Genomic DNA, 22,350 nt, shown 5'->3' on the forward strand with positions numbered 1-22,350 from the left:
CCTCAAGAACAACCCGTCGAGCGCTGCCGGCACCCTGCCGGCTGCGGCTTGACATAGGAGAAACGCATGTGCCGAAACATCCGCCCCCTGCACAACTTCGCGCCGCCGGCGACGCCCGACGAGGTGCACGCGGCCGCCGTCCAGTACGTCCGCAAGGTGAGCGGCTCGCCGAAGCCGGCCAAGGACAACGCCGAGGCGTTCGACCGGGCCGTCGAGGAGGTCGCCGCCGCCACCCAGCGGCTGCTCGACGCCCTCGTCGCGCACGGCGCCCCCAAGGACCGCGAGGTCGAGGCGGCCAAGGCGCGGGCGCGGGCCGCGGAGCGCTACGCCCGCTGACCGCGACCGGGTCGCGGCCGGGCGGTGACCCGGTGGTGACCCGGCGGTGACCGCGGCTGCCTACCGTCCGGCCGCATGACCTCGATGCCCCTGCGCCGCACCCTGCCCGCGGCCATCGTCCCCGCGCTGCTCCTGTCCGGCTGCGCCCTGCCCTTCGGGGCGGGCGCCGGTACCGCCGGGCCCGCCGACGGCGGCACCGCCACGTCGTCCCGCCCGGCCCCGAGCGTCACGCCGCTGGAGGCACCGGCACTTCCCGGCCCCGTCGACTACGCGGGGATGGAGTACACCGTCACCCAGGTCGTCCTGCACTCGCCCTTCCCCGACAGCGACACGGTCACCGGGTCGACGGCGGTCCCGACGCCGTTCCCGTCCGGTGACCCGGCCGGCGTGCTCGTGCGGTTCAGGGTCCGGAACACGACCGAGACGTGGCAGCTGTCGTTGGCGCAGCTGGGTCTGACGAAGGGCGCCGACTCCGCCGAGGCCCGGATCCGCCCGGCCCGGGGCGAGTCGGTCGTGCAGTCCGGGACGACGGTCGAGGCCTACGCCTACGTCGACACCGTGGACCCGGCGTCGCTCGACGGCTGGACCCTCGACGTCCACGAGTCCGGGACGGTCCCGGCGGTCTTCCCGGCGGCGGGCACCCAGGGCGCCGCGCAGGGCTACCCGGTGCCGGCGACCGTCGGACCGGTCGGGAAGGTCCTCACCGGCAACGGCGGCGGCGGTGCGACGGTCACCGTGACCGACGCCTCGTTCGGGCTCGACGGGCTGCCCGCGTACGGCGGCCGGGCGCGCACGGGCACCCGCTTCCTCAACCTGCGGCTGCAGATCGCCCACCGCCGCGTGCCGACCTACTACGGCACCGGCGTCTACTTCACCTTCCGGCAGGACCTGCGCGCCGTGGTCGACGGCGTCTCGGTGCCGATGAAGCGCTGCGAGGACGCCGCCGACGGCGACGACATCAGCACGCTGCTCGCGCCGGGAGCGACCGCCGAGGTGGTCTGCGCCGTCGAGGTCCCGGTCGCGGCGTCCACCGTGGAGGTCTCCGCCGGCGCCCCCGCGCAGGGCGCCCGGGCGGTGCGGACGGCACCGGTGACGCACCCGGGTCTGCCGCCCGTCGCGTCCGAGGCACCCGCGGCGTCCGGTGCGGCGACCGCCACCGAGACGGCCACTCCGGAGGCGACCCCGGCGGCGACCCCGGCGGCGACGGCCTGAGATGGCTGCGCGCGTGGTCGTCCAGCCGCCCACGGTGGCGCTGCCGCCGGCGCCGGGACCCGCCCCGGGCGGGCAGGACCTGGTCTGGCGGCTCGCCGTGCGCTCGGTGACGGAGTCGGTCATGGTCGCGCAGACCGTGACGATCGTCGGGGACGGCGAGTGGGAGCTGCGGACCCGGGTCGACGTCCTCGACCGTGCCCCGCGGCGCCGCCGGCAGGTGCAGGGCCGGGTCGTCCTCGACCTCGACGGGCCGGGAGGCGGCCGCGTCGTCCTCGTCGGCAGCCCGCAGACGCTGGCCGGGACGACGCCGTCCGCGGTCTGGTTCGACCGCGGTACGGAGCCCGGCCTCGGGGCGCTGCTCCCGCTGCTGCGGGCCGGCGGCCGGGCGCACCACGGCATCGCCACCTCGACGCGGCGGCACCTGGTCCGGTGGTCGACCGAGCACGACGTCGGCCCGACGACGGCGTGGGGCGCCCGCGCCGCCGCGGGCCGGACGCCGCCCACGCCGTCGTCGGGNTCGTGCTCGGTCGACCACCGGACCAGGTGCCGCCGCGCCCGTCGCGATAGCGTGGGCGCCGTCCGACCCCGCGCATCCCCCTGGACCGGAGACCGTGACCAGCGCCGAGACGACCGAGTCGACCGAGCCGACCGCATCGACCGCATCGACCGTGAGCACCCCGACGCCGAGCGGTGGAACGCCGTCCGGACCGACCCTCGACACCGTCGAGCACGCCGCGACGACGCCCGACGTCGTCCAGCCGTACCGCGACCTCGGCCTCAAGGAGGACGAGTACGACCGGATCCGGGAGATCCTCGGTCGCCGCCCGACGTCGTCCGAGCTCGCCATGTACTCGGTCATGTGGTCCGAGCACTGCTCGTACAAGTCGAGCAAGGTGCACCTTCGGCAGTTCGGCGACAAGACGACCGAGGAGATGCGCTCGAAGCTCCTCGTCGGGATCGGCGAGAACGCCGGCGTCATCGACATCGGCAACGGCTGGGCCGTCACCTTCAAGGTCGAGAGCCACAACCACCCGTCGTTCGTCGAGCCCTACCAGGGCGCCGCGACGGGCGTCGGCGGCATCGTCCGCGACATCATCTCGATGGGGGCCCGCCCGGTCGCCGTCATGGACTCGCTGCGCTTCGGCGACCTGCACCACCCGGACACCCAGCGGGTCGCCCCCGGCGTCGTCGCCGGCGTCGGCGGCTACGGCAACTGCCTGGGCCTGGCGAACATCGGCGGCGAGGTCGCGTTCGACCCCTGCTACCAGGGCAACCCGCTCGTCAACGCGCTCGCGCTCGGCGTCCTGCGGCACGACGAGATCCACCTCGCGAACGCGACCGGGCTGGGCAACCTCGTCGTGCTCTTCGGCGCCCGCACCGGCGGCGACGGCATCGGCGGTGCCTCGATCCTCGCGAGCGAGACCTTCGAGGAGGGCGGCCCGACGAAGCGCCCGGCGGTGCAGGTCGGCGACCCGTTCGCGGAGAAGGTGCTCATCGAGTGCTGCCTCGAGCTGTTCGCGGCGGAGGTCGTCACGGGCATCCAGGACCTCGGCGCGGCCGGCCTCTCGTGCGCGTTCAGCGAGCTCGCGAGCAACGGGGACGGCGGCATGCTCGCCATGCTCGACGACGTCCCGCTGCGCGATCCCTCGCTGCGCCCCGAGGAGATCCTCATGAGCGAGTCGCAGGAGCGGATGATGGCCGTCGTCCGGCCTGCCGACCTCGACACGTTCCTCGCGATCACGACGAAGTGGGACGTCGAGGCGACCGTCGTCGGCGAGGTCACCGACACCGGGCGGCTCGTCGTCCGCTGGCGCGGGCAGACCATCGTCGACGTGCCGCCGCGGACCGTCGCCCACGAGGGCCCCGTTTACCACCGCCCGTACGCGCGCCCCGCCTGGCTCGACGCGCGCCAGGCGGACACCCCCGACGCGCTGCCCCGGCCGTCGTCCGGCGAGGACCTGCGCGCCCTCGTGCTCCGGATGGTCGGCTCCCCGAACCTCTGCAGCCGGGCCTGGGTCACCGACCAGTACGACCGGTACGTGCGGGGCAACACGGCGCTCGCGATGCCCGACGACGCGGGGGTCGTGCGGGTCGACGAGGAGAGCGGGCTCGGCGTCGCGATCGCCATGGACTGCAACGGCCGCTTCGGCGCGCTCGACCCCTACGAGGGCGCGCGCCTCGCGCTCGCGGAGGCCTACCGCAACGTCGTCACCGCCGGTGCCCGGCCGGCCGGCGTCACCGACTGCCTGAACTTCGGCTCGCCCGAGCACCCGGACTCGATGTGGCAGTTCGAGCGGGCCGTCACGGGCCTGGCCGACGGCTGCCTCGAGCTGGGCATCCCGGTGACCGGCGGCAACGTGTCGTTCTACAACTCCACGGGCGACGTCGCGATCCACCCGACGCCCGTCGTGGGCGTCCTCGGGGTGCTCGACGACGTCGCGCGCCGGACGCCGTCCGGGTGGCGGGAGGCCGGTCAGGCGGTCTACCTGCTCGGCACGACCCGCGAGGAGCTGGCCGGTTCGGAGTGGGCGTGGGTCGAGCACGCCCACCTCGGCGGCCTGCCCCCGACGGTCGACCTCGGCGCCGAGCGCACCCTCGGCGACGTGCTCGTCGCGGCCGCGCACGAGGGCCTCGTCTCGGCCGCGCACGACGTCTCCGACGGCGGCCTCGCGCAGACCCTCGCCGAGGCCTGCCTGCGGTACGGCGTCGGCGCCCGGGTGCGGCTCGACGAGGTCTGCGCGCGCGACGGCGTCACGCCGTTCGTCGCGCTCTTCGCCGAGTCGACGGCGCGGGCCGTCGTCGCCGTGCCGGCCGACCGGGAGGCCCGGTTCGCCGACCTGTGCGCCGCGCACGGCTACCCGCTCGCCCGGATCGGCACCGTCGACGACGCGGCCGGGCCGGACGGCGGCCAGGGGCTGACCGTCGAGGGCCTGTTCACGCTGTCGCTCGAGGAGCTGGCGGCGGCCCACACCGGGACGCTGCCGGCGGTCTTCGGCGTGTGACCTAGACGGCGCGGACCAGCGCGAGCTGGTGGCCGACGGCGACGAGCCGGCCGGTCGAGTCCCAGACGTCCGTCGTCTCGTCGACCGCACCGGCGCCGACGCTGCGCGCGACGTGCCGGACCACGACCGGCCCCGGCGCGGGGACGGCCCGGACGAACACCGACAGCTGGAGCGTCGGCACCCAGCCCAGGTGCAGCCCGGGGACGTCGAAGGTCGCGGGCGGCAGGGCGTCCGCCACGAGGAGCAGGGCGAGCGGGTCGAGGTCGCGGCCGTCCTCGAAGGTCACGTAGCCGCGCAGCTCGCCCGCACCGCTCGGGGTGCCCATCGCGAACCCGAGGGTCACCGGGTCGAGCCGCTGGTCGAGCGGCCCCATGAGAGGGACCTCGAAACCGGGCGCGCGCTGCGGCATCCGGATGCACGACTCGCGGTCGGGCATCGGCGGCTGCGCCGGGCCGGGCACGAGCGGGTCGGCCGGCTCGAGGGTCCCCGCCGTGACGAGGGTCTCCAGGCAGGTCGCGCCGTCTGCCACGAGCCGGGCCCGGACGACGGCCGTCGACCGCCCGCGGCGCAGCACCTCGGTCTCGACGACGGCAGGCCCGAACGGGGCCGCGGCGGCGAACGCACCGGTGACCGCGACCGGCTCGAGCGCGGGCCGGGCGGCGTCACCCTCGGTGGCCGGCGCCTCGTCCGCGACCGCCAGGGCCGCCATCGCCGCGCGCGTCGTCACGCTCAGCAGATAGCCACCGTTCGCCCGACCGCCGATCGACCACTGCGGGTCTATCGTGATCGTGAACGTGCCCCCGCCCGTGGCCCGTACCGCTGTCGCGTCGTCGAAGGCGCTCGTCACAGCCGCAGCCTAGGGCGGTCATCCGGGTGCGCCATCAAGGGGGAGCCCGGGGAGGCCGACTCAGGAGCATGAGGCCGCAGCAGCCAGGTGCCGCGGCCCCGTTGCGGCAGGCTGCCCTCGTCGCGACCGGGGTCTACCTCGGCGCGCTCCTCGTCGGGCCGAGCGGTCACCAGATCTGGCGCGAGCTGTTCCTCCAGGTGCTGACGATCGAGCTGTGCGCGGCCTACGTGTGGGTGCTCGCGGCCCGGGACCGGCGGCACCGCGGCTGGCGGGTCCCGGTCGCCGTGTGGATCACCTTCTTCGGGCTCGGGAACGTCGTCGCGAACGCGCACACCAGCCCCGTCCAGCCGCAGTGGAGCGTCGTCCCCAGCCTGCTCCTCTACGTCGTCTGCTACCCCTTCGCCGTCGTCGCGGTCGCGATGCTGCTGCGCGGCCGGCTGCGGGACGCCCGCCCGGGCCCGGCCGTCGACGCCGTCGTCGGCGCGCTCGCGATCGGCGCCGCCTTCGTCTGCTTCGTCGTCCCGCCCGCGGTGGAGTCGGCGCGCGCAGGCGGCGTCCCGGTGGCGCTGATCCTCGCCTTCCCGGTCTGCGACGTCGTCGTCCTCACGCTGCTCGTCGCCGGGATCGCGGTCTCCGGCCCGGAGCGGATCTCCGGCTGGTTCGCCCTCGGGATCGCGCTGTTCGGCTCCGCGGACTGGTGGTTCGTCGTCCGGATCAGCCTGGGCGACTGGCAGACCGGCACACCCGTCGACGGCATCTGGGTGCTCGGTGCCGCCGTCGTCTCGCTGCTCGCCGCGCCGGTGCCCGACGGCAACGGCCGTGCGGCGAGCCGGACCTGGAGCGCGGCCGCGCTCGTCGTCCCGTTCGCCGCGTCGCTGACCGCCCTGACGATCCTCGCGGTCGGCTCCCGGGTCCGGCTGCCGCTCGCGGGGGTGGTCCTCGCCGTGACCGCGATCCTCGCCGCGCTCTCCCGGCTGGCCCTCGCGTACACGTCCGAGCGCCGGCACGCCGAGGCCCACGTGCAGGCCCGCACCGACGAACTCACCGGGCTCGCGAACCGGCGCGGCCTCTACGAGGCGCTGGACGCCGCCCTCGAGCCGCCGCTCGCCGTGCCGGTCGTCGTCCTCCTCGGGGACCTCGACCGCTTCAAGCAGGTCAACGACGGCCTGGGGCACGCCGCCGGGGACGACCTGCTCCGTGAGGCCGCACTCCGGCTCCTGGCCTGCGTGCCCGACGACGCCGTGCTCGCCCGCCTCGGCGGGGACGAGTTCGCGGTCCTCCTGCCCGCGCCGGACGGCGACCCGCTCGACGCCGGGCACACCCTCGCCCTCGCGCTCGTGCGCGCCCTCGAAGCGCCGTTCCCGGTCGCCGGGGTGCAGGTGTCGGTCTCGGTGACGTTCGGCGTGGCGCACGCCCCCGACGACGACGGGCCGGTCTCGCGCGGCGACCTGCTGCACCGGGCCGACCTCGCGATGTACTCGGCGAAGCGGACGCCGCGCCGGGTCGCCGTGCACGGGCGGCCGCCCGGTGACGCGCCGCACGACGTCCGGGCCGGCGCGCACGCCGTCCCGCGGCCGGCCGGCGAGCCCTCCGGGCTGCCGGCTCCCGGAGCCTGACCGGGCCGTCAGCGCGGCGGCGGGATCTCGCCCGACCCGCGGCGCACGAGCGTCGTGGGGACGACGTGCAGCTGGGTCGGTGACGTGTCGCCGGCGAGCCGGGAGAACAGGACGCTCGCGGCGAGCTTGCCGATCGCCGTCGGGTCCTGCGCGACGACGGTGACGCCGGGCGTCACGAGGTCGGCGAGCGGGAAGTCGTCGAAGCCGACGAGCGCGACCGTGCGCTCGGCGCCGAGCCGGCGCAGCGCGCGCAGCGCCCCGATCGTCACGAGGTTCTGGGCGGTGAACAGCGCCGTCGGCGGGTTCGGCCGGGTGAGCAGCGTGGAGGTCGCGCCGTCCGCGACCCCGGTGTCGGTGAGGTCGTGGACGACGATCGACGGGTCGATCTCGAGGCCCGCGGCGGCGAACGCGTCGAGGTAGCCCTGGTAGCGCTCGCTCGCCGTCCAGATCGACTGCCGGTCCCCGAGGAAGGCGACCCGGCGGTGGCCGCCCGCGAACAGGTGCCGGACGCCCTCGGCGGCCCCGCTGCGGTTCGTCGCGACGACGGAGTCGACGTCGACGCCGCGGCAGGCCCGGTCGACGCAGACGACGGCCGTCCCGGCCCGCACCTCCGCCTCGAGGTAGGACTGGTCGTCGCTCGCGGGCACGAGGATGAGGCCGTCGGCGCGGCGGGCGGCGAAGGCCCGGGCCAGCTCCCGCTCGCGCTCCGGGTCCTCGTCGAGGCTCGCGGAGAACACGACGACGCCGCGCGGCATGGCGACGTCCTCGACCGCGCGCTGCAGCGCCGACGAGAACGGGTTGGCGACGTCCTCGACGAGCAGGCCGACCGTCGCCGTCTTGCCGTCGGCGCGGCGCAGGCTGCTCGCCCCGACGTTCGGGCGGAAGTCCAGCTCGGTGACCGCGCGCCGGACCCGGTCGGCGAGGGCGGGGGAGACACCGGGCTCCGCGTTGACGACCCGGGAGACGGTCTTGAGGCTCACCCCGGCGCGGGCGGCGACGTCCCGCATCGTCGGGCGGCGGAACTCACCCCCGTCGACGCCCGCTCGGGCGGTGTCGTCGGTGGAGGCGCTCATCTCGTGGGACCCCTGTCGGCTGTCGCGCCGCGCGGCGCACGTGCATCACGGTCTGGGGCCGAACCCGACGGGGCGGGGCCGTCGCCACTGACGGTGTCCGGAAGGGCATCATCGTCGCGACTGGCTGACAAGGTTGTCAACCGGTGGCCCGCTCAGGTTGCCCTCGTGGCCCCCGGCTGCGGGGGACGTCCGGGGGCCGTGCCGGGTCTGCGGTGGATCACGGGTGTTCGCGTCGGCGACCACGTTGTCTGCGACGGTCAGTACGCAGGCTTGCGGTAGGCCTGGGCGCTGCCCCGGTCCGGGGCGAAGCCGACGCTGCGGTAGACCCGGCCGGCCGGGTTCGTCTCCTCGGTGACGATGACCCAGCGGCGGGCCCCGCGGTCGGCCGCCCAGCGGGCGGCGACACCGAGCAGGTGGCCCGCCAGGCCGCGGCGCCGGTGCTCCTGCTCGGTCCCGACCGACTGATACCGGGCGTCGTCCCCGCAGCGGACGATCCCGAGGTCGGCGACGAGCGTGCCCTCGTGGAAGGCGGCGAACCAGGCGGCGTCGCCGCGCTCGCAGACGACCCGGCGGGCCGCCGTCTGCCCCCGGACGAAGCGCTCGTGCCCCTCGGGCGGGTACTCGCCGGTGCGGGCGTTCTCCCGCAGCTCGTGCGCGACGTGCTGCTCCCAGTCCTCGTCGCTGACGAGCCGGCGGACGTCGTAGCCCGCGGGCGCCGGCAGCAGCCGCGGCAGGTCGCGGGTCGTGAGGACGTCGTCGAGCTCGACCTCGATGCCGAGCGCCGTCCAAGGGGCGAGGTCGGCCGGCAACCGGGGCAGCCCGACGGCGACCCAGCCGGCGTCGGGGAAGGTCTGCGCGAAGACCCCGAGCCAGTGCTCCGGGTCGTCGACCCGGGCGTCGTCGAGGACGAACAGGCAGTGCCCCCAGTGGAAGGTCGGGTTGTCCGGCGTCCGGACGACGAGGTGGTCGCCGCGGTCCTCGACCGTCGACCCCATGAGCTCGTCGACGGCGAGGTCGGTGGCCCAACCGGGCGGGAGGTCGCGCATGGGCCCGACGCTAGCGGCGGGGTCGTCCGGGTGGTCAGGGGTTTCGGCTGGCGTGCCCGCGCGGGCCAGCAGCGCGACCGCCGCGGAGACCGCCGCGGCCGGGCCGGCGAGCACCGGGACGGCGCCGTCCGTGAACCGGTCCGCCACCGGCGCCATGCTGGCCTGGGCGAGGACGACGACGTCCGCCCCGCCCGAGCGCACGAGCGCCTCGACGTGGGCGCCGACCGCGTCGAGGTAGCCGCGGACGTCGCCCGCCTCGAACAGCTCCCAGGCGGCCGGGCAGGGCGCGTCCACGAGCACCGCGCCGCTGCCCGCGGCCGCCGCCTCCTCGAGGAGCAGCGCCCGGGTCGGGCCGACCGTGGACGCCACGGCCGTCACGACGCCGACCCGCCCGCCGGCCGCGACCGCCGCGCGCGCCATCGGCCTGTCGACCCGCAGCACGGGCACGCCCGCCGGGGCCTGCTCGGCCGCACCCCCGATCGTCGAGCAGGTGCAGACGACGACGTCGGCGCCGGCCGCCACGAGCTCGCCGACCCGTCGGGCGACCCGGGCCCGGACGGCCCCGACACCGTCCGTGCGTGCGTCGGCGAGCAGGTCCGCGTCGACGAGGTGCACGTCGTCGGCGTCGGGCGCGGCCTCCCGGACGAGGCCGCGGAACGTCTCCACGTGGACCTGCGCCGTGTGGAGGAACCCGAGCGTCGCCATGGCGGTAGTGCACCACGCCGGCCGCCGCCGTCCCCCGTGTGGACCGTGCCCCGGCCCGCTTGGCAGGATCGCGGTGTGCCGCCGCGTCGCAGGATCGACCCCGCCGACGGGCTCGCCGCCGTCACGGCCTGGCGGACGGCGCCCGACGGCAGCCCGCCGCCGCGCCCGGTGCTCGCGACCGCCGTCCGCTGGACCCTCGCCGAGCTCGCCGACCGCTACCCCGGCGGCGCGTGCGAGGTCCGGGTGCCGCCGTTCGGTGTCGTCCAGTGCATCCCCGGCCCCCGGCACACCCGCGGCACACCGCCGAACGTCGTCGAGACGGACGCCGACACCTGGCTCGCGCTCGCGACCGGCCGCACGTCGTGGTCGGACGCCGTCGCGACCGGCCGGGTCAGCGCGAGCGGCGAGCGGGCCGACCTCTCGGGCCTGCTGCCGCTGGAGTGACCCGCTCCTCCCGGCCCCGGACCGGGACGACGAGCGCGGACCCGTGCGGACCGTGCGGGGGGACGGCCCGTCGGCTAGCGTCGTCCGGGTGAGCGACACCCCCGCGGCCGACCCGGCACCGCAGCCGAAGCTGCCCGACGGCGCCGTCGAGGTCCGGCTGCGCCGGGCGCCCAGGTACGGCCCGTTCGTCGTCACCGGGGTCGTCGTCGGCGTCCTCCTCGGCATCGTCGTCGCGCTCGCGTTCGACGACCCGGCCCAGGCCGAGGAGTTTTCGACGGGCACCCTGGTGCGCTACTTCGCGGCGATCCTCGGGCTCGTCGGCGGCGTCGTCGGGGCAGCGGTCGCCCTGCTCGTCGAGCGCCGCCGCCGGTAGCCGCCCGCGGCTGTGTGACACTGGACCCGTGGCTCGCGGCGACGGACGGCTCTCCCACGACCTCATGCCCGGCGAGAAGGGCCCCCAGGACGCGTGCGGCGTCTTCGGGGTCTGGGCCCCCGGTGAAGAGGTCGCCAAGCTCACCTACTTCGGGCTCTACGCGCTGCAGCACCGCGGCCAGGAGGCCGCCGGGATCGCGGTGAGCAACGGCCGCCAGCTCCTCGTCTACAAGGACATGGGCCTCGTCGCCCAGGTCTTCGACGAGAACGCGCTGTCGACGCTCCAGGGCCACATCGCCGTCGGGCACTGCCGCTACTCCACGACCGGCGGCTCGACGTGGGAGAACGCGCAGCCGACGATCGGCGACACCGCCTCCGGCACCGTGGCGCTGGCCCACAACGGCAACCTGACGAACTCCAAGGACCTGCGCCGCTGGCTCCTCGAGCACCTCGGCGAGGGCGTCGACGAGCAGAACCGCGCCGAGTGGCAGCGCGGCAACTCCACGGACACCGCGCTCGTCACGGCGATGCTCGCGGGTGACCCGGACCGCACCCTCGAGGCCACGGCGCTGGAGATCCTGCCGCTGCTCAAGGGGGCGTTCAGCCTCGTCTTCATGGACGAGGAGACCCTCTACGCCGCGCGCGACCCGCACGGCATCCGCCCGCTCGTGCTCGGCCGGCTCGACCGCGGCTGGGTCGTCGCGAGCGAGACCCCCGCGCTGGCGACGATCGGCGCGAGCTACATCCGCGAGATCGAGCCCGGTGAGCTCGTCGCGATCGACCGCGACGGCCTGCGCTCCAGCCGGTTCGCCGAGGCGACCCCGAGCGGCTGCGTCTTCGAGTACGTCTACCTCGCCCGCCCGGACACGACGATCGCCGGCCGCAGCGTGCACGCCTCGCGGATCGACATGGGCCGCCGGCTCGCCGCCGAGCACCCGGTCGAGGCCGACCTCGTCATCGGCGTCCCGGAGTCCGGCGTGCCCGCGGCCGTCGGCTACGCCGAGGCGAGCGGGATCCCGTACGGCCAGGGCTTCGTGAAGAACTCCTACGTCGGCCGCACCTTCATCCAGCCGAGCCAGACCCTGCGCCAGCTCGGCATCCGGCTCAAGCTCAACCCGCTCACCGACGTCATCAAGGGCAAGCGGCTCGTCGTCGTCGACGACTCCATCGTCCGCGGCAACACCCAGCGCGCCCAGATCCGGATGCTCCGCGAGGCCGGCGCCGCCGAGATCCACGTCCGGATCTCCAGCGCCCCCGTCACCTGGCCCTGCTTCTACGGCATCGACTTCGCCAGCCGCGCCGAGCTCATCGCCAACGGCCTCAAGGTCGAGGAGATCCGCGCGAGCATCGGCGCCGACAGCCTCGGCTACATCTCGCTCGAGGGCATGGTCGCCGCGACGCACCAGCCGGTCGAGCGGCTCTGCACGGCCTGCTTCACCGGGGTGTACCCGGTGGCCCTGCCGGACGCCGCCCAGCTCGGCAAGCACTCCCTCGAGGACGCCGCCGAGCAGCCCGAGCTGCCCTTCGAGCGGACCAACGGCGTCCGGGTCACCGGCCGGGACGCCGAGGGCGTGAGCACCGGCCTGGGCGGCGGGGCACCGGACGCGCTGTCCCGGCCCTGACCCTGCGTCGGCGAATCTGACCCGATCGGGTCACGGAGGACCCGATCGACAGCGTGCACCGGGGGTCCGGCCCACCTACGCTCGAAACGTGTACGACATCGCCTTCAGCGTGCTCGGCTGCCTGCGCGCAGGCACGCGGGTCGATGTCGCCTGGCTGGTCGACAGCGAGAGGCTGGACGGCGCCGAACCGGGCGCCGCGCTCGCGCTGACGGCGGGCGGCGGCCGGGTCGGGTCGGTGCTCGGCGGCGCCTTCGACGACCGGCTCGCGGACGTCGCGCCGCAGCGCAGTGTCCCGCGGCTGGTCACCCTCACGGTCGGGGTCACCGAGGCGCTCGTCGCCGGGCTGCCCACCGACGCCCGGGCCCGGTTCGTCGTCACCCCCGCGCAGGCGCTGCCCACCGAGTTCTGGGACCGGGTCCGGGACCGCCGGCCCGCCGGGCTGGTCCTCGACCTGCCGGTGGACGGCGAGCCCCTCGTCCGGTTCGTCGACCCGGACGACGCGCAGGCAGGCCTCCCCGCGGGCGGGAGCAGCACGCAGGCGTCCGGCGACCGGGTCGTCACCGTGCTGCGCCCGGTGCCCGCGCTCCTCCTCGTCGGCGGCGGCCCGGTCGTCGCCGCGCTGCAGCCGGCCGCCGCGCTGCTCGGCTGGCAGCCGCGGGTCTTCGGCAACGGCGGCGAGGCCGCGGCCGTGATCGCGGGCCTCTCACCGTTGGACAAGGTCGTCGTCGTCGGCCACGACCCGGAGGTCGCCGGCCCCGCGCTCGTCGGTGCCCTCGCGTCGTCCGTCGGCTACGTCGGGCTCGTCGGCGGCCGGCGCGCGGTCGCCGCGTGCGTCGACTGGCTCGGCTACCGCGGCGTGACCGACCTGTCCGCCCTGCACGCACCGGCCGGCCTCGACATCGGCGCCGGGCCGCCCGCCGAGGTCGCGCTCGCCGTCCTCGCCGAGGCGGTCGCCGTCGCGGCCGGCAAGGACCTGTCCCCGGCCGTCCCGGCGGCCCGCGCCGCCACACCCTGAAGGAGGCACCGTGACCGAGACCCCGACCGGGTCCGCCGCCGACGCGTCCGGCCCCCAGGACGACGACTGCGGCCCGGCGAAGATCTGCCGCAACATGCGCGACTTCAGCTTCGACGGGATGGCCGAGCCGGGCACCGACCTGCGCTCCGCCTGGAAGGACCTGCTCGCCCGCGAGGGCAAGAGCGGCGAGGGCTCGCTGCGAGACCTCGTCCTCGGCCCGACGCCGTCCGACGGCTGACCGGGGCCGAGCCCGACGCCGACCGCACGTCCGCACGCACGCCCCTCGGGGCGCGACCCGAGAGGACCCGATGACGCGTCCCACCAGCGTGGCCGACCTGACCGAGCGGCTGCGGCAGGAGCGCTACCTCGCGGACCGCGGCCTGGCCACGGCGGCCTACGTCGCACTGTCGCTGGACCGCCCGCTCCTGCTCGAGGGCGAGGTCGGCGTCGGCAAGACCGAGATCGCCAAGGTGCTCGCGACGATGCTCGGTCGCCGGCTCATCCGGCTGCAGTGCTACGAGGGCATCGACCCGGCGCAGGCGCTCTACGAGTGGGACTACGCGCGCCAGCTCCTCCAGGTCCGCGCGCTCTCCCAGCACGACCTCACCGACGACGGCACCGTGGACCGGCTCTACGGCCCCGAGTTCCTCGTCGAGCGGCCGCTGCTCGCCGCCGTCCGGGCGGGGGCCGGGGCCGTCCTGCTCATCGACGAGGTCGACCGGGCCGACGACGAGTTCGAGGCGTTCCTGCTCGAGGTGCTGTCGGACTTCCAGATCAGCATCCCCGAGATCGGCACCGTGGTGGCCCCGAGCCCGCCGCTCGTCGTCCTCACCTCGAACCGGACCCGGGAGCTGCACGACGCGCTCAAGCGGCGCTGCCTCTACCACTGGGTCGGCTACCCGACGCCCGAGCGGGAGGCCGAGATCATCCTGGCCCGGGCGCCGGAGGCCGCCGACGGCCTGGTGGCGCAGGTCGTCGCGGCCGTGAACCGGCTGCGGGACATGGAGCTGTCCAAGCCGCCGGGCGTCGCGGAGTCGATCGACTGGGTCCGCACCCTGCAGGTGCTCGACGAGCCCGAGCTCACCGCCGACGCGCTGCGCGACTCGCTCGGCGCCGTCGTCAAGGAGCGCGACGACCTCGACCTCGTGCTGTCCCGGATCGACGGTGTCCTCGACGGTGGCTGAGCCCGGGCCGGCGGCAGGTGCGGACGAGGTCCCGGCCCCGGTCCGGCTCCTCGTCGACTTCGCGCAGGCGCTGCGCGAGGAGGGCCTGCCGGTCGGCTCCGGCGACGTCCTCACGTACACCCGGGCGATGGCGGTGCTGCGGCTGTCGGACGTCGAGGACCTCTACTGGGGCGGCCGGACGACGCTCGTCACGCGGCGCGACCAGATCCCGGTCTACGACGCGGTCTTCCGCCGCTTCTTCCTCCACGAGGCGGACCGCCGGCCCGAGCCGGAGCGGACCGTGCTGCGGGCCGCGGCCCGGGTCGTCGCCGAGCTCACCGTGCCGCAGACCGAGCCCGGCGACGAGGAGCAGGAGGGCGAGCAGACCCCGATGGGGCACGTCGCCGCGAACGCGGAGATCCTGCGCCGCAAGGCGTTCGCGCTCTGCACGCCGGACGAGCTGCTCGCCGTCCGGCGGATGATCTCGGCGATCCGGCTCGCGCCGCCGCGACGGCGCAGCCGGCGGACGGCGTCCGACCGGTCCGGCCGGCGGCCCGACGTCCGGCGCACCGTCCGGGAGGCGCTGCGCCGGCAGGGCGAGGTCGGCGAGCTGCGCCGGCTGCGGCACCGGCGCCGCACCCGGCGGCTCGTGCTGGTGCTCGACGTCTCCGGCTCGATGTCGGACTACTCGCGCAACCTGCTGCACTTCGCCTACTCGACGCGGCGCGCGACGACCCGGGTCGAGGTGTTCTGCTTCGGCACCCGGCTGACCCGGATCACCCGCTCGCTCGACCGCCGCCGCCCGGACGACGCGCTCTCGCGGGCCGCGGACGCCGTCTTCGACTGGGAGGGCGGCACCCGGATCGGCGACTCGCTGCGGACCTTCGTGCGCGACCACGCCCGGCGCGGAGTGTGCCGCGGCGGCGTCGTCGTCATCTGCTCGGACGGGCTCGACCGCGGCGACCCCGCCGTCCTCGCCGACGCGATGGAGCGGCTCTCCCGGCTGTGCCGGACGGTCGTCTGGCTCAACCCGCACAAGGGCGACGCCGTGGACTTCGTCCCGAGCACGATGGGGATGATGGTCGCCGCACCGTACGTCGACCTGCTGCTGTCGGGCCACGACCTGCGCAGCCTGGAGGACTTCGCCGGCGTGCTGCCGACGCTGTGACGCAACGGGTGGACCCGTTGCCGGACGAGGAGGAACCGTCGTGAGGTGGAGCGTCTCGGTCGTCGCCGAGGGGGACCGGGTCGTGACCCGCGAGGAGGTCGTCGAGCTCGCCGACGCCGTCGCCGGGCACGGCGGGATCGCGTCCGGGCTGGGTACCCCGCGCTACGGTGCGCAGGTCGTCGTCGAGGCGGACTCCCGGGAGGACGCGCTGACCCGCGGCCGCGAGCTGTTCGCCGAGGCGGCGGAGCGGTCCGGGCTGCCCGCGTGGCCGGTCGTGCACGAGGACGCGGTCAGCGAGGACGAGGACGACGAGGGCTGGGACCGGCCCGCATGATCCGGCTCGGGACGCTCTCGGGCTACTTCTTCGAGGGGCCGCGCGTGCTCGCCGGCTTCACCGCGCCGGCCAAGCCGGGCGTCTACGTCGTCATGACGAAGACCGACCCCGCCCGCGAGCAGTTCGCGGTCATCTACGCCGGGCACGCCGACGACCTCTCGACCGTGGGCTTCCCGTTCCAGCACAAGCACTCCGCACGCTGGGTCAAGCGTGCCGGCGACCGCTTCAAGCTCTTCGTCGCCTGGTTCGAGGTGCCCGGCGGCCTCCCCTCGCACCGCGAGCAGATCGTCCACGAGCTGCTCGCGGTGTACAAGCCGTCCTGCAACGACGAGCAGTACGAGTCGACGTGGAAGGACGAGTGGATCGGCGGCTACAGCACGCCGGGCACGACGGGACCGCTGACGACGTCGCGGACCCCGCCAGACGAGGAGCGAGCGCCCGACGAGGAGTGAGCCCGACGGGTCAGACGGGCAGCTTCTCCGGGTCGTAGCCGACGCCCTCGTGCAGGCGGGTGCGGCGGCGGCCCATCGCGGGCCTGGCCGGGGCCGGGTGCGCGAGCGCCTCCGCGGGGGCCGGCTCGTACGTGACGCCGGCGACGATGCCCTCGGCCATCCCGTAGAGCAGCGGCAGCGCGCCGGCGACGACGCCACCGGTGCGGGTCACCTGCTGCAGGCCCGGTTCGATGGCCTCGGCGTTGCGCTTGATCGTGCGCACCAGCTCGGCGCACTCCTCGAGGTTCGTCGCGACCCGGCCGAGCTGGCCGCCGACGATCCACAGGTAGAACGCCAGCCCTGCGATCAGCAGGACGACGTCGACGACGGAGAGCACGACGAGCGTGGTCATGTGCGGACCTTCCCGAGGACGCGGCCGAGGAACAGGTGGTGCTCGAGGCCTTCGGCGAGGACGGCGTCCACACCGGCCGCGGTCTGCGCGAGCAGCGCGGTGTCGGCGGTGTTCGCCGCGGCCTGGGTCAGGGTGGCCTTGACCGCGGCGACCCGCTGGTCGATGGTCCGGACCAGCAGCACCAGCACGGTGAGCAGGGCCGCGACGGCGAGGACGACGACGAGCCCGGCGATGATCGCGCCCCACCACAGCTGGCGCTGGGTGTCGGTGAGGGCGAGGGCGACGGTGGCGTTCACGGGTCAGCCTCCCAGCCGGGCGCGGCCGCGCTGCAGCCCCGCGACGATGACGGGCACGTGCTCGTTCGTGGTGCGCAGCCCGGCGAGGGCCGCCGTGTTGCGCACCGACTCCTGCAGGGAGTCGTCGATCGCCTGTGCCTGGCCGCCGATCCGGCGGGCCAGCAGGAGGATGGGGACGACGAGCGCGACGACGACGAGGACGACGACGACCCCGATCGTGTAGCCGACGACCCAGCCGGTCGTCGACCCCTCGCCTGCGGCGTGAAGGACGGACATCGGGCTCCTCAGATCGTTTCGCAGAAGTCGCGGACGGGCTTCAGGCTGGCGTTGACCGACGGCACGACGGTCGGCACGGTGCTGGTCCGGTCGGCGACCGCCCGGACCCCGCCGATGACGGCGTCCAGGGTGTCGGTCACGGCCTTCAGGTGGCCGATGACCCGGGCGAGCCCGAGCGCGGCGGCGGCGATGATGACGGTGGCGATCACGAGCGTGACCACGGCGACGGCAGGCATGTCGGCTCCTCTCAGCCCAGCAGCTTCGCGACCGAGCCGGCGTACCGGACGGCGCCCTGGGCGACGGCGGCGACCGTCGTGTCGGTCTTGGCGAGCAGTGCCGGAGCGGGCTCCAGCTCGCCGACGAGCGCGACGCCGCCGGCGAGGATGTCGTCCGCGGCACCGCGGATCCGTTCGAGGGCGGCGAGCACCCGGTTGAGCAGCGCGACGAGCACGGGGGCCACGACGAGCAGCAGCAGGGCGTTGCCGATCCACCAGAGAGTCATCAGGAGCTCCTCAGCTCGTCGCCGGGCGGTAGGGCAGGCAGAACCGGCGGAACACCCGCAGCAGCGCCATCCGGACCGCCTGCAGGCCGATCGCCAGGCCGCTGGCGGCCGCCGCGGTGCCGACCGAGTCGGGGTCGCGGCCCTCGGCGATCGCGGTGATCCGGTTCTGGACGTTGACCGAGAAGTCCCGCAGCAGCACGGCGTTGACGTCGTTGATCATGCCGCGGCCGTACTGCGCGGCCGCGCCGGACAGCTGCAGGTCCTGCTCGACGACGACCTTCGTCGCGCTGCCCGCGGCGGACAGCCGCGCGGTGACGAGCATCGCGGCCTGGCCGCGCCCCTTCTCGTCCGCGCCGGTCGCGTCGATGACGATCCGGTGCGCCGCCTCGTCGCGCTCGGTGATGGCGGCCTTGCCGGCGAACTGCATCTTCACCGGGCCCATCCGGATGCCGACGTGACCGCCGTACGTGTCGTTGCCGAGGTCGTCGGTCATCGCCGCGCCGGGCAGGCACGCGGCGACCTGCGGGATGTTGCCGAAGAACTCCCAGACCCGTGGCAGCGGCTGGGAGACCTCGAACGTGCTCGTGATCAGCACCGCGAACCCTCCGGGAGGTAGTCGTTGGGGGCCTTGGAGAACGCCGTCCGGCAGCCCGCGCAGCAGAAGTGGTACGTGGTGCCGTCGAGCTCGTAGGGGAACGCGGCGGGCGACGGCCGGACCGTCATCCCGCAGACCGGGTCGACGACGTCGGCGGCCGGCGTCGCCTCGGCGGCCGCTGCCGCCGTCCGGTCAGGTTCCAGCCCGCCGGACGCGCGCAGCGCGACCAGCTCGGCGAGGACGGCGACCGCGATCTCCCGGTGCGTCGTCCGGCCGAGGTCGAGGCCGACCGGCGACCGGACGGCGCCGAGCAGAGCGGCGTCGACGCCTTTGTCGGCGAGGTAGCCGACGACGGTCTCGCTGCGCCGGCGGGACGCGACGAGGCCGACGAACGCGGGCCGGGCCAGCACGGCCGTCTCCAGCACGTCCTCGTCGCCGTGGCCCTGGGTGGCGACCACGACGACGGTCCGGGTGGTCACGGCGTCGGCGGAGAACGCCTCGGCGTCCACCACCTCGGCCCGCCAGCCGAGCACGTCGGCGAGCCCGCGCAGGGTGTGCGCCATCGGCGAACGGCCGACGACGAGCAGGTGCGGCGCCGGGACGACGGGCTCGACGTAGACCTGCAGCGCCCCGTCGCTCGCGCACGAGATCGGCACCGTGGCCATCCCTTCCGGGAGCGAGCCCCCGAACTTCGCGGCGTCGCCGAGCAGCAGCAGCCGCGGCGTCCGGTCGACGACCGCCTGCTGCATCGCCCGCACGACCGCCGGTTCGGCGCACGCGCCGCCGATCCAGCCGATCTGCCGGCCGTCCGCGGTGACGATCATCCGGGACCCCTGGTGCCCGGACGACGGCCCGGAGCGCCAGACCACGGTGGCCAGGGCGAACTCCTCGCCCTGCCGCGAGAGCTCCTGGGCCCGGGCGAGGACGTCCCAGCCGTCGGCGGCGTTCTCGTCCATCAGTCGTCCTGCCGCACCGGCGGGTGGCCGGACACGTCACGACCGGTCGTGATCGCCTCGTGGACCCGGTCCGGCAGCATCGGCATGTCGATGTTGCGCACGCCGAACCCCTTGAGGGCGTCCATGACGGCGTTGACGAACGCGGCCGGCCCGCCGACCGTGGCGCACTCGCCGATGCCCTTCGCGCCGATCGGGTGGTGCGGGCACGGGGTGACGACCTCGTGGAGCTCGAAACCCGGTGTCTCCCAAGCGGTCGGCAGCAGGTAGTCCATGTAGTTCGAGCCGACGCAGTTGCCCTCGGCGTCGTACGTGATGAACTGCATGCTCGCCATCGCGTAGGCCTCGGTGAGGCCGCCCATGATCTGGCCCTCGACGATCATCGGGTTGATCCGGACGCCGCAGTCGTCGACGGCGACGAAGTTGAGGACGTCCCACACACCGGTCTGCGGGTCGACCTCGACGGTCGCGATGTAGCAGGCGAACGGCCAGGTGAGGTTCGGCGGGTCGTAGTACGCGACGTTCTCCAGGCCGGGCTCCATGCCGTCGGGCATGTTGCTGTACGCCGCCGCGGCGCACTCCTGGATCGTCACGCCGCGGTTCGGCGCGCTGCGCACGTAGAACCGGCCGAGCTCCCACTCGACGTCCTCCTCGGACACCTCGAGCAGGTGCGCGGCGAGCTTGCGGGCCTTCGCCCGGATCTTGCGCGCCACCATGGCGACCGCGGCGCCGGCGACCGGGGTGCTCCGGGAGGCGTACGTGCCCATCCCGAACGGCGCGGTGTCGGTGTCGCCCTCCTCGACGACGACGTCCTCGGCCGGCAGACCGAGCTCGTGGGCGACGATCTGCGCCCATGTCGTCTCGTGGCCCTGGCCCTGCGTCTTGGCCCCGGTGCGCAGCAGCGCCTTGCCGGTCATGTGGACCCGCAGCTCCGCGGAGTCGAACATCTTGATGCCGAGGATGTCGTACTCGCGGCTGTTGCCGGCCCCGAGCGGCTCGGTCATCGTCGAGATCCCGATGCCGAGCAGCCGGCCGCGCGCGGCGGCCTCCTTCTTGCGCTCCTGGAAGTCGGCGTAGCCGATCGCCTCCAGCCCGACGTCCAGGCACTTGCCGTACTGCCCGGAGTCGGTGAGGAAGCCGAACGCCGTCCGGTGCGGGAAGTCGTCGTCCCGGACGAAGTTCACCCGGCGGAACTCGGCCTGGTCCATCCCGAGGTCGTCGGCGGCCGCCTGGACCATCCGCTCCTGGAAGAACATCGCCTCGGTGACCCGGAACGAGCACCGGTACGCGACGCCGCCGGGCGCCTTGTTCGTGTAGACGCCCCGGGCGAGCAGGTGCGCGGCCGGGATGTCGTACGCGGCGAACGCCGAGTGCATGAGCCCGATCTTGAACTTGCTGGGCTGGGCGTCGGCGAAGAAGGCGCCGTGGTCCGAGAGGGTGTGCATCCGGACGCCGAGGATCTTGCCGTCCTTGCGCAGCGCCATCTCGCCACGCAGGTAGACGTCGCGTCCGAAGCCGGTCGAGATGAGGTTGCCGGTCTTGTCCTCGATCCACTTCACCGGACGCTCGAGCAGGATCGAGGCGAGGATCGACATGACGTACCCGGGGTACACCGGCACCTTGTTGCCGAAGCCGCCGCCGATGTCCGGCGAGACGATCCGGATCATGTGCTCGGGCAGCTCGGCGACGAGGGAGACGGCAGCCCGGATGATGTGCGGCGCCTGGGTCGTCATGTAGACGGTGAGCTTGGAGGTCGAGCGGTCGAAGTCGGCGATCGACCCGCAGCACTCGATGGGGGAGGGGTGCGAGCGCGGGTAGTGCAGCTCGATCTTCGAGACCAGGTCGGCCTGGGCGAACGCCCGGTCGGTGCCGGCGGCGTCGCCGACCTCCCAGTCGAAGACGACGTTGTCCTGCTGGTTCTCCTTGTCGTCCCGGATGAGGGGGGCGTCCGTGGCGAGCGCCTGCTCGGGGTTGACGACGACCGGCAGCGTCTCGTACTCGACGACGATCGCCTCGCACGCGTCCTTGGCGATGTAGGGGTCGTCGGCGATGACGCAGGCGACCTCCTGGCCCTGGAAGCGCACCTTGTCCGTCGCGAGCACGGCCTGGGTGTCGTAGCTGAGGGTCGGCATCCACGCGAGGTTGCGCTTGGCCATCATCTCGCCGGTGAGCACGAGCCGGACGCCCGGGATCGCCCAGGCCTTGCTCGTGTCGATGGAGACGATGCGGGCGTGCGCGACGGGGCTGCGCAGGATCTCCATGTGGAGCATGCCCGGCAGCACGATGTCGTCGACGTAGTTGCCCTTGCCGCGGATGAAGCGGTTGTCCTCCACCCGCCGCCGGCTGGCGCCGAGACCGCCGATCTTGATCTCGTCGAGCGCTGTCATTCCCCGGCTCCCGTCTCGCCGGCCGCGGCCCGCTGCTTCTTCGCGGCCCACAGCACGGACTTCACGATGTTCTGGTACCCGGTGCAGCGGCAGAGGTTGCCGGACAACGCCCAGCGCACCTCGTCCTCGGTCGGGTCCGGGTTCTCGTCGAGCAGCGCCTTGGCGGTGAGCATCATCCCCGGCGTGCAGAAGCCGCACTGCAGGCCGTGCTCGTCCTTGAAGCCCTCCTGGACCGGGTGCAGCTCGCTCTGCCCGGCCAGGCCCTCGACCGTGGTGACCTCGTGCCCGTCGGCCTGGACGGCGAGCATCGTGCAGCTCTTCACCGGCCGGCCGTCGAGGAGCACGGTGCACGCGCCGCAGTTGGAGGTGTCGCAGCCGGTGTGCGTGCCGGTCAGCTTCAGGCCGTGCCGGATCATGTGCGCCAGCAGCAGCCGCGGCTCGACCTTGACGGTCCGCCGCTCCCCATTGACGGTGACGCTCACGGTGCGCACCGGCACCGCGTCCTCCTCCGCCCGGGGGACCTCTTCGAACAGGCTCGTCATC

Annotated in this window: 25 protein-coding genes; 13 read left to right on the forward strand and 12 right to left on the reverse strand. The window is 74.6% G+C overall.

Annotated features, from left to right (window positions below):
- Positions 1–66 precede the first annotated feature (66 nt).
- The 3 genes from ECOMGDLI_RS16625 to purL all read left to right on the forward strand — a co-directional run bounded on the left by ECOMGDLI_RS16625 (position 67) and on the right by purL (position 4,550).
- A complete protein-coding gene (locus tag ECOMGDLI_RS16625; protein ID WP_088317983.1) occupies positions 67–336 on the forward strand; it encodes a DUF2277 domain-containing protein in 270 nt (89 codons plus the stop codon).
- 75 nt (positions 337–411) lie between these two features.
- Complete coding sequence (locus ECOMGDLI_RS16630; protein ID WP_088317984.1) at positions 412–1,548, forward strand: hypothetical protein; 1,137 nt, start codon at positions 412–414, stop codon at positions 1,546–1,548.
- Between the two features lie 668 nt (positions 1,549–2,216).
- On the forward strand, positions 2,217–4,550 hold the full coding sequence (purL, locus tag ECOMGDLI_RS16635) for a phosphoribosylformylglycinamidine synthase subunit PurL (RefSeq protein WP_088318055.1): 2,334 nt from the start codon (positions 2,217–2,219) through the stop codon (positions 4,548–4,550).
- Position 4,551: 1 nt separating this feature from the next.
- On the opposite strand, the gene ECOMGDLI_RS16640 is transcribed toward purL, so the two are convergent.
- Positions 4,552–5,397, reverse strand: coding sequence for a thioesterase family protein (locus tag ECOMGDLI_RS16640; protein ID WP_088317985.1), 846 nt, complete (start codon positions 5,395–5,397; stop codon positions 4,552–4,554).
- A gap of 68 nt (positions 5,398–5,465) precedes the next feature.
- Here ECOMGDLI_RS16640 and ECOMGDLI_RS16645 point away from each other — a divergent pair, with 68 nt between their 5' ends.
- Positions 5,466–7,013 (forward strand): GGDEF domain-containing protein, encoded by a 1,548-nt coding sequence (locus ECOMGDLI_RS16645; protein ID WP_143447750.1) that lies wholly within the window; start codon positions 5,466–5,468, stop codon positions 7,011–7,013.
- A gap of 8 nt (positions 7,014–7,021) precedes the next feature.
- On the opposite strand, the gene ECOMGDLI_RS16650 is transcribed toward ECOMGDLI_RS16645, so the two are convergent.
- Positions 7,022–8,086 carry a LacI family DNA-binding transcriptional regulator gene (locus ECOMGDLI_RS16650; protein WP_088317987.1) on the reverse strand — a complete coding sequence of 355 codons (1,065 nt, stop codon included), beginning with the start codon at positions 8,084–8,086 and terminating at the stop codon, positions 7,022–7,024.
- Positions 8,087–8,343: 257 nt separating this feature from the next.
- Positions 8,344–9,837, reverse strand: a complete 1,494-nt coding sequence (locus ECOMGDLI_RS16655) for a GNAT family N-acetyltransferase (protein ID WP_088317988.1) — start codon at positions 9,835–9,837, stop codon at positions 8,344–8,346.
- Between the two features lie 75 nt (positions 9,838–9,912).
- Between ECOMGDLI_RS16655 and ECOMGDLI_RS16660 the strand changes: the two genes are divergently transcribed.
- The 9 genes from ECOMGDLI_RS16660 (at position 9,913) to ECOMGDLI_RS16700 (ending at position 16,407) form a co-directional block, all read left to right on the forward strand.
- Entirely contained in the window at positions 9,913–10,281 is a 369-nt protein-coding gene (locus ECOMGDLI_RS16660) for a sterol carrier family protein (protein WP_088317989.1), read from the forward strand.
- Between the two features lie 88 nt (positions 10,282–10,369).
- Complete coding sequence (locus ECOMGDLI_RS16665) at positions 10,370–10,654, forward strand: hypothetical protein (protein WP_143447751.1); 285 nt, start codon at positions 10,370–10,372, stop codon at positions 10,652–10,654.
- A gap of 28 nt (positions 10,655–10,682) precedes the next feature.
- Entirely contained in the window at positions 10,683–12,275 is a 1,593-nt protein-coding gene (purF, locus tag ECOMGDLI_RS16670; protein WP_088317991.1) for an amidophosphoribosyltransferase, read from the forward strand.
- 88 nt (positions 12,276–12,363) lie between these two features.
- Complete coding sequence (locus ECOMGDLI_RS16675) at positions 12,364–13,290, forward strand: XdhC family protein (RefSeq protein ID WP_143447752.1); 927 nt, start codon at positions 12,364–12,366, stop codon at positions 13,288–13,290.
- Positions 13,291–13,300: 10 nt separating this feature from the next.
- Complete coding sequence (locus ECOMGDLI_RS16680; RefSeq protein WP_088317993.1) at positions 13,301–13,528, forward strand: hypothetical protein; 228 nt, start codon at positions 13,301–13,303, stop codon at positions 13,526–13,528.
- A 70-nt stretch (positions 13,529–13,598) separates the two neighbouring features.
- Entirely contained in the window at positions 13,599–14,474 is an 876-nt protein-coding gene (locus tag ECOMGDLI_RS16685) for a MoxR family ATPase (RefSeq protein ID WP_088317994.1), read from the forward strand.
- On the forward strand, positions 14,467–15,621 hold the full coding sequence (locus tag ECOMGDLI_RS16690) for a VWA domain-containing protein (RefSeq protein WP_198954931.1): 1,155 nt from the start codon (positions 14,467–14,469) through the stop codon (positions 15,619–15,621). Before ECOMGDLI_RS16685 ends, ECOMGDLI_RS16690 begins: the two co-directional genes overlap by 8 nt.
- Before the next feature lie 40 nt (positions 15,622–15,661).
- Positions 15,662–15,955, forward strand: coding sequence for a hypothetical protein (locus ECOMGDLI_RS16695; protein ID WP_088317995.1), 294 nt, complete (start codon positions 15,662–15,664; stop codon positions 15,953–15,955).
- Positions 15,952–16,407 (forward strand): hypothetical protein, encoded by a 456-nt coding sequence (locus tag ECOMGDLI_RS16700; protein ID WP_088317996.1) that lies wholly within the window; start codon positions 15,952–15,954, stop codon positions 16,405–16,407. The genes ECOMGDLI_RS16695 and ECOMGDLI_RS16700 overlap by 4 nt, the downstream gene beginning before the upstream one ends.
- Before the next feature lie 10 nt (positions 16,408–16,417).
- Here ECOMGDLI_RS16700 and ECOMGDLI_RS16705 read toward each other — a convergent pair whose 3' ends face one another.
- Genes ECOMGDLI_RS16705 through ECOMGDLI_RS16745 form a run of 9 tightly spaced genes read right to left on the reverse strand, consistent with a single transcriptional unit; the run spans position 16,418 to position 22,349 of the window.
- Positions 16,418–16,798, reverse strand: a complete 381-nt coding sequence (locus ECOMGDLI_RS16705; RefSeq protein ID WP_088317997.1) for a hypothetical protein — start codon at positions 16,796–16,798, stop codon at positions 16,418–16,420.
- The gene (locus tag ECOMGDLI_RS16710; RefSeq protein WP_088317998.1) at positions 16,795–17,094 is read right to left on the reverse strand and encodes a hypothetical protein; all 300 of its coding nucleotides are present in this window, start codon (positions 17,092–17,094) and stop codon (positions 16,795–16,797) included. Before ECOMGDLI_RS16710 ends, ECOMGDLI_RS16705 begins: the two co-directional genes overlap by 4 nt.
- Before the next feature lie 3 nt (positions 17,095–17,097).
- A complete protein-coding gene (locus tag ECOMGDLI_RS16715; RefSeq protein WP_088289092.1) occupies positions 17,098–17,370 on the reverse strand; it encodes a DUF2561 family protein in 273 nt (90 codons plus the stop codon).
- An 8-nt stretch (positions 17,371–17,378) separates the two neighbouring features.
- Positions 17,379–17,606: a hypothetical protein gene (locus tag ECOMGDLI_RS16720; protein ID WP_088317999.1), complete on the reverse strand. Its 228-nt coding sequence runs from the start codon at positions 17,604–17,606 to the stop codon at positions 17,379–17,381.
- Positions 17,607–17,617: 11 nt separating this feature from the next.
- Positions 17,618–17,872, reverse strand: a complete 255-nt coding sequence (locus tag ECOMGDLI_RS16725) for a hypothetical protein (RefSeq protein WP_088289094.1) — start codon at positions 17,870–17,872, stop codon at positions 17,618–17,620.
- A gap of 10 nt (positions 17,873–17,882) precedes the next feature.
- Positions 17,883–18,467, reverse strand: coding sequence for an SRPBCC family protein (locus tag ECOMGDLI_RS16730; RefSeq protein WP_088318000.1), 585 nt, complete (start codon positions 18,465–18,467; stop codon positions 17,883–17,885).
- Positions 18,461–19,423 carry an XdhC family protein gene (locus tag ECOMGDLI_RS16735; RefSeq protein WP_088318001.1) on the reverse strand — a complete coding sequence of 321 codons (963 nt, stop codon included), beginning with the start codon at positions 19,421–19,423 and terminating at the stop codon, positions 18,461–18,463. Before ECOMGDLI_RS16735 ends, ECOMGDLI_RS16730 begins: the two co-directional genes overlap by 7 nt.
- On the reverse strand, positions 19,423–21,807 hold the full coding sequence (locus ECOMGDLI_RS16740) for an aerobic carbon-monoxide dehydrogenase large subunit (protein WP_088318002.1): 2,385 nt from the start codon (positions 21,805–21,807) through the stop codon (positions 19,423–19,425). The genes ECOMGDLI_RS16735 and ECOMGDLI_RS16740 overlap by 1 nt, the downstream gene beginning before the upstream one ends.
- Entirely contained in the window at positions 21,804–22,349 is a 546-nt protein-coding gene (locus ECOMGDLI_RS16745; protein WP_088318003.1) for a (2Fe-2S)-binding protein, read from the reverse strand. Before ECOMGDLI_RS16745 ends, ECOMGDLI_RS16740 begins: the two co-directional genes overlap by 4 nt.
- Position 22,350 lies beyond the last annotated feature (1 nt).

The organism is Kineosporia sp. R_H_3 (assembly GCF_002198675.1).
Classification (GTDB): Bacteria; Actinomycetota; Actinomycetes; order Actinomycetales; family Kineosporiaceae; genus R-H-3.

Excerpts from the sequence above, each read along its gene's own strand:
- ECOMGDLI_RS16625 (WP_088317983.1), top strand. The coding sequence starts at position 67 with ATGTGCCGAAACATCCGCCCCCTGCACAACTTCGCGCCGCCGGCGACG.
- ECOMGDLI_RS16630 (WP_088317984.1), top strand. The coding sequence starts at position 412 with ATGACCTCGATGCCCCTGCGCCGCACCCTGCCCGCGGCCATCGTCCCC.
- ECOMGDLI_RS16645 (WP_143447750.1), top strand. The coding sequence starts at position 5,466 with ATGAGGCCGCAGCAGCCAGGTGCCGCGGCCCCGTTGCGGCAGGCTGCC.
- ECOMGDLI_RS16650 (WP_088317987.1), bottom strand. The coding sequence starts at position 8,086 with ATGAGCGCCTCCACCGACGACACCGCCCGAGCGGGCGTCGACGGGGGT.
- ECOMGDLI_RS16655 (WP_088317988.1), bottom strand. The coding sequence starts at position 9,837 with ATGGCGACGCTCGGGTTCCTCCACACGGCGCAGGTCCACGTGGAGACG.
- ECOMGDLI_RS16685 (WP_088317994.1), top strand. The coding sequence starts at position 13,599 with ATGACGCGTCCCACCAGCGTGGCCGACCTGACCGAGCGGCTGCGGCAG.
- ECOMGDLI_RS16700 (WP_088317996.1), top strand. The coding sequence starts at position 15,952 with ATGATCCGGCTCGGGACGCTCTCGGGCTACTTCTTCGAGGGGCCGCGC.
- ECOMGDLI_RS16705 (WP_088317997.1), bottom strand. The coding sequence starts at position 16,798 with ATGACCACGCTCGTCGTGCTCTCCGTCGTCGACGTCGTCCTGCTGATC.
- ECOMGDLI_RS16715 (WP_088289092.1), bottom strand. The coding sequence starts at position 17,370 with ATGTCCGTCCTTCACGCCGCAGGCGAGGGGTCGACGACCGGCTGGGTC.
- ECOMGDLI_RS16720 (WP_088317999.1), bottom strand. The coding sequence starts at position 17,606 with ATGCCTGCCGTCGCCGTGGTCACGCTCGTGATCGCCACCGTCATCATC.
- ECOMGDLI_RS16725 (WP_088289094.1), bottom strand. The coding sequence starts at position 17,872 with ATGACTCTCTGGTGGATCGGCAACGCCCTGCTGCTGCTCGTCGTGGCC.
- ECOMGDLI_RS16735 (WP_088318001.1), bottom strand. The coding sequence starts at position 19,423 with ATGGACGAGAACGCCGCCGACGGCTGGGACGTCCTCGCCCGGGCCCAG.
- ECOMGDLI_RS16740 (WP_088318002.1), bottom strand. The coding sequence starts at position 21,807 with ATGACAGCGCTCGACGAGATCAAGATCGGCGGTCTCGGCGCCAGCCGG.
- ECOMGDLI_RS16745 (WP_088318003.1), bottom strand. The coding sequence starts at position 22,349 with ATGACGAGCCTGTTCGAAGAGGTCCCCCGGGCGGAGGAGGACGCGGTG.